This window comes from Thalassococcus sp. BH17M4-6 (genome assembly GCF_049323015.1).
GTDB lineage: Bacteria > Pseudomonadota > Alphaproteobacteria > Rhodobacterales > Rhodobacteraceae > Puniceibacterium.
The window spans coordinates 224-3223 of the sequence record NZ_JBMPGU010000036.1 but is presented as its reverse complement, the minus strand read 5'-3'; the positions used below and the strand labels follow the sequence as shown (position 1 = coordinate 3223).

At 58.9% G+C, this 3000-nt stretch carries 2 protein-coding genes and 1 tRNA gene; 1 reads left to right on the top strand and 2 read right to left on the bottom strand.

Features of this window, described 5'->3' with window-relative positions; all coding sequences use genetic code 11:
• Positions 1-1115, top strand: a protein-coding gene (locus ACOXXX_RS21675; protein ID WP_422828561.1) for an IS3 family transposase whose coding sequence is annotated in 2 segments (ribosomal slippage) — positions 1-231 and positions 234-1115 — 1113 coding nt annotated over the 2 segments. Because the reading frame shifts where the segments join, the coding sequence is not laid out codon by codon here. This gene is flagged as partial in the annotation.
• On the opposite strand, the gene ACOXXX_RS21670 is transcribed toward ACOXXX_RS21675, so the two are convergent.
• The gene (locus ACOXXX_RS21670) at positions 1056-2258 is read right to left on the bottom strand and encodes a tyrosine-type recombinase/integrase (RefSeq protein WP_422828712.1); all 1203 of its coding nucleotides are present in this window, start codon (positions 2256-2258) and stop codon (positions 1056-1058) included. The genes ACOXXX_RS21675 and ACOXXX_RS21670 overlap by 60 nt on opposite strands.
• A gap of 147 nt (positions 2259-2405) precedes the next feature.
• Positions 2406-2495, bottom strand: a tRNA-Ser gene (locus tag ACOXXX_RS21665).
• Positions 2496-3000 lie beyond the last annotated feature (505 nt).

The window sequence follows — 3000 nt, the reverse complement described above, 5'->3', positions numbered from 1 at the left end:
CGGCGGGAAGCGGTTAGACTTGCGCTGACAAGCGGCCGGACACGGCGCGAGATCGCAGAAGATCTGGGCATTGGCCTATCGACGTTGACGCGATGGCTCAGTCGCGAACGGGATGCCGGTGAGCCGGTCGAGGCGTCGGTGGACCTGCACGCGGAACTGAAGCGGTTGCGACGCGAGAACGCGGTTCTGAAGCAGGAGCGCGACATCCTAAAAAAGGCCGCAACCTTCTTCGCGAAAGACGCAAGTCGATGAGCTTCGCTTTCATAGAGGCGGAGAAGGCCAGCTTCCCGATCCAGCGGATGTGCCATGTTCTCGGTGTCAGCCAGAGCGGGTTCTTCGCCTGGCGGGACCGCCCCGCCTGTCATCGCCAGCGGCAGGACATGATCCATCTTGCCCACATCCGAACGGCCTTTGCGCTGTCGAACGGGACCTACGGCAGTTCCCGCATGCACCGCGATCTCGTCGATGAGGGGCACCAGATCGGGCGGCACCGAACCGCTCGCCTGATGAAAGAGAACAAGCTGGTGGCCCGCCAGAAGCGCCGGTTCAAGCGCACAACTGACAGCGAACATGCTTGGCCGATCGCCCCCAACCATGTTGCACAGGACTTCTCGGCGGATGCCCCGGACAGAAAGTGGGGCGCTGACATCTCCTACGTCTGGACTGCTGAGGGTTGGCTCTACCTGGCCGTGATCATCGACCTCTACTCAAGACGGGTTGTCGGCTGGGCCACGAGTGATCGACTGAAGCGCGGCCTGGCGGTCGAGGCCCTGCGCCGTGCTCTCGCGGCTCGCAATCCACAGCCTGGTCTGGTCCATCACAGCGACCGCGGCAGCCAATACTGCTCTGTCGAATACCAGGCCGAACTCCGAAAGCGCGGCGTCCTGATATCAATGAGTGGCAAGGGAAACTGTTATGACAATGCCATGGTCGAGACCTTCTTCAAGACCATCAAGTCCGAGCTATTGTGGCCAGTCGCCTGGCAATCACGCCAGCAGGCCGAAAACGCTATCGCCAGATACATCGACGGGTTCTACAATCCCGTCAGACGCCATTCATCGCTCGACTTCCAGAGCCCGATTGCATTCGAGCGAAAGGCCAAGGAAGTGAGATAAACGCTCTCCACCAAATCCGGGCAAGTCCAGATCAGATCGTGCATAGGCCCGCTCCACTTCCGAACCCACCTTGTGACCCAAGCTCAATTCCGCCACCTCGCGCGGATGGTTCCCCACCTCGGAAGCCCAATCCCGAAATGCTGATCTGAACCCGTGAACGGTCACACCCTCGATCTCCATGCGGCGCAACAGCATCAGCATCGACATGTTCGACAGCGGCGTGTGCCGACGCTGGCCTTCAAAGACACATTGGGAGCGAAGGGCTTTCAGTGGTTCGATAATCCCCAGCATCTGATCCGTAAGTGGGACACGGTGCACGGCCCCTGTTTTGGTACGCTCTTCGGGGATGGTCCAAATCAGGTCATCTAAATCAAACTCCACCCAGACAGCCCTCAGAACCTCGCTGGTTCGGCATCCGGCCAAGCATGTGAGCATCAGTGCCTTGGCCGCCATCCCGCTTTGCTTTGAGAGCTGCGCGTAGAACGCGGGCACGCCTTGCCAGCGCATCGCATTGTGGTGCTTCACCTTGGCCTTCACGCGCGGCAGCACGCGAGCGTCCATAACGACCGTCACAGGGTTTTCGCCCTCGCGGTAGCCGCGCGACCGGGCCACATCGATGACCGCCTTCATCCGCTGCGCTACCCTGCGGGCTGTTTCGTGTTTCTCGGTCCAGATTGGGGACAGTACCTGCAAGATTTCCGGCTGGTCGATCTCCGATACGGGCAAACGGCCGATCTTGGGGAAAGCGTAATCTGCGAGCGTATTGATCCACTGCTGGCCGTGCTTCGGGTTCTTCCAGGTCGGCAGGCGTTCGATGTGGACCTGACGTGCGACCTCCTCGAAGCATGGCACCTCCTTGTCGCGGTGGTACTTTGGGTTCAGCCCTTGCTTGGCGAGGCGTCGGTATTCAAGCACTCGCTCGCGGGCGACTGTCAGGCTTATGATTTCAGCGCCGCCTAGACCAAAGTCCGTTCGGTTGGGCTTGCCTTGGCGATTGCGTTGCCACTTCACGGTGACGCGCACGATCCAGCGGCGGGCGCCGGATGGGTCGACAACAAGGTAGAGGCCGTTGCCGTCGCCGTGCCGCCCAGGGCCGAGGGTGCGGACGAGATTCTTGGTTAGTTTGCCGGAGGTGTAGGCCATCGGACGTACCACCTTTCATACCACGGAACGAACAGAACCGAGCGCAATCGAAGTGAAACGAACGCAACAACGAACGAGAATAAGCGCATAAGTCCATAGACTTATAAGCTATCAAGCGCCCCAAGGCCATTCAATGAAGATGGTAGGTGGCGGAGACGATGGGATTCGAACCCACGAGACGGTTTCCCGCCTACTCCCTTAGCAGGGGAGCGCCTTCGACCACTCGGCCACGTCTCCGCTGATCCGTTTAGAGGGGCATGACCCGAGAAACAAGGCGAAAATCGCGCATTCTCCACCGATCATGTCATATGCCGCATATTTGATATGTTCACCAATATCGCCGCAAAATCCGTCGGTGTTTGGCAACGATTTGTCAACGGCGACAGCCACGGTGCCACGGATTCGTAGGCCGTGAAAGAACGTAGGTTCTGACAACGTCGCAAGGAAGCCGACATATGTAAGCGAGGATTTCGTAGCGTCAGCAGATCGGCGCTCGTCCACCCCATCTCGGTGCAGTTTTCCGTCGTGACACGCACGGAACCAGTTTCTTGCGATGAAACACTCATCGCCCTCATCCCGCCGAAATTTGGGGGTCTATATACTTAACTAGCCGCGCACACTTTGTCGTGGTTGACGCCGCAGGTTCATGCTGCTCTTGTCCACCTTGAAACAGGGTGGACCTGTCACGGAATTGTTCCGCTCCTTTGACTTGGTATTTTGCCACAAAGGAGAGACATCATGG

Coding starts and splice junctions, on each gene's coding strand:
- ACOXXX_RS21670 (WP_422828712.1), bottom strand. CDS start 2,258: ATGGCCTACACCTCCGGCAAACTAACCAAGAATCTCGTCCGCACCCTC.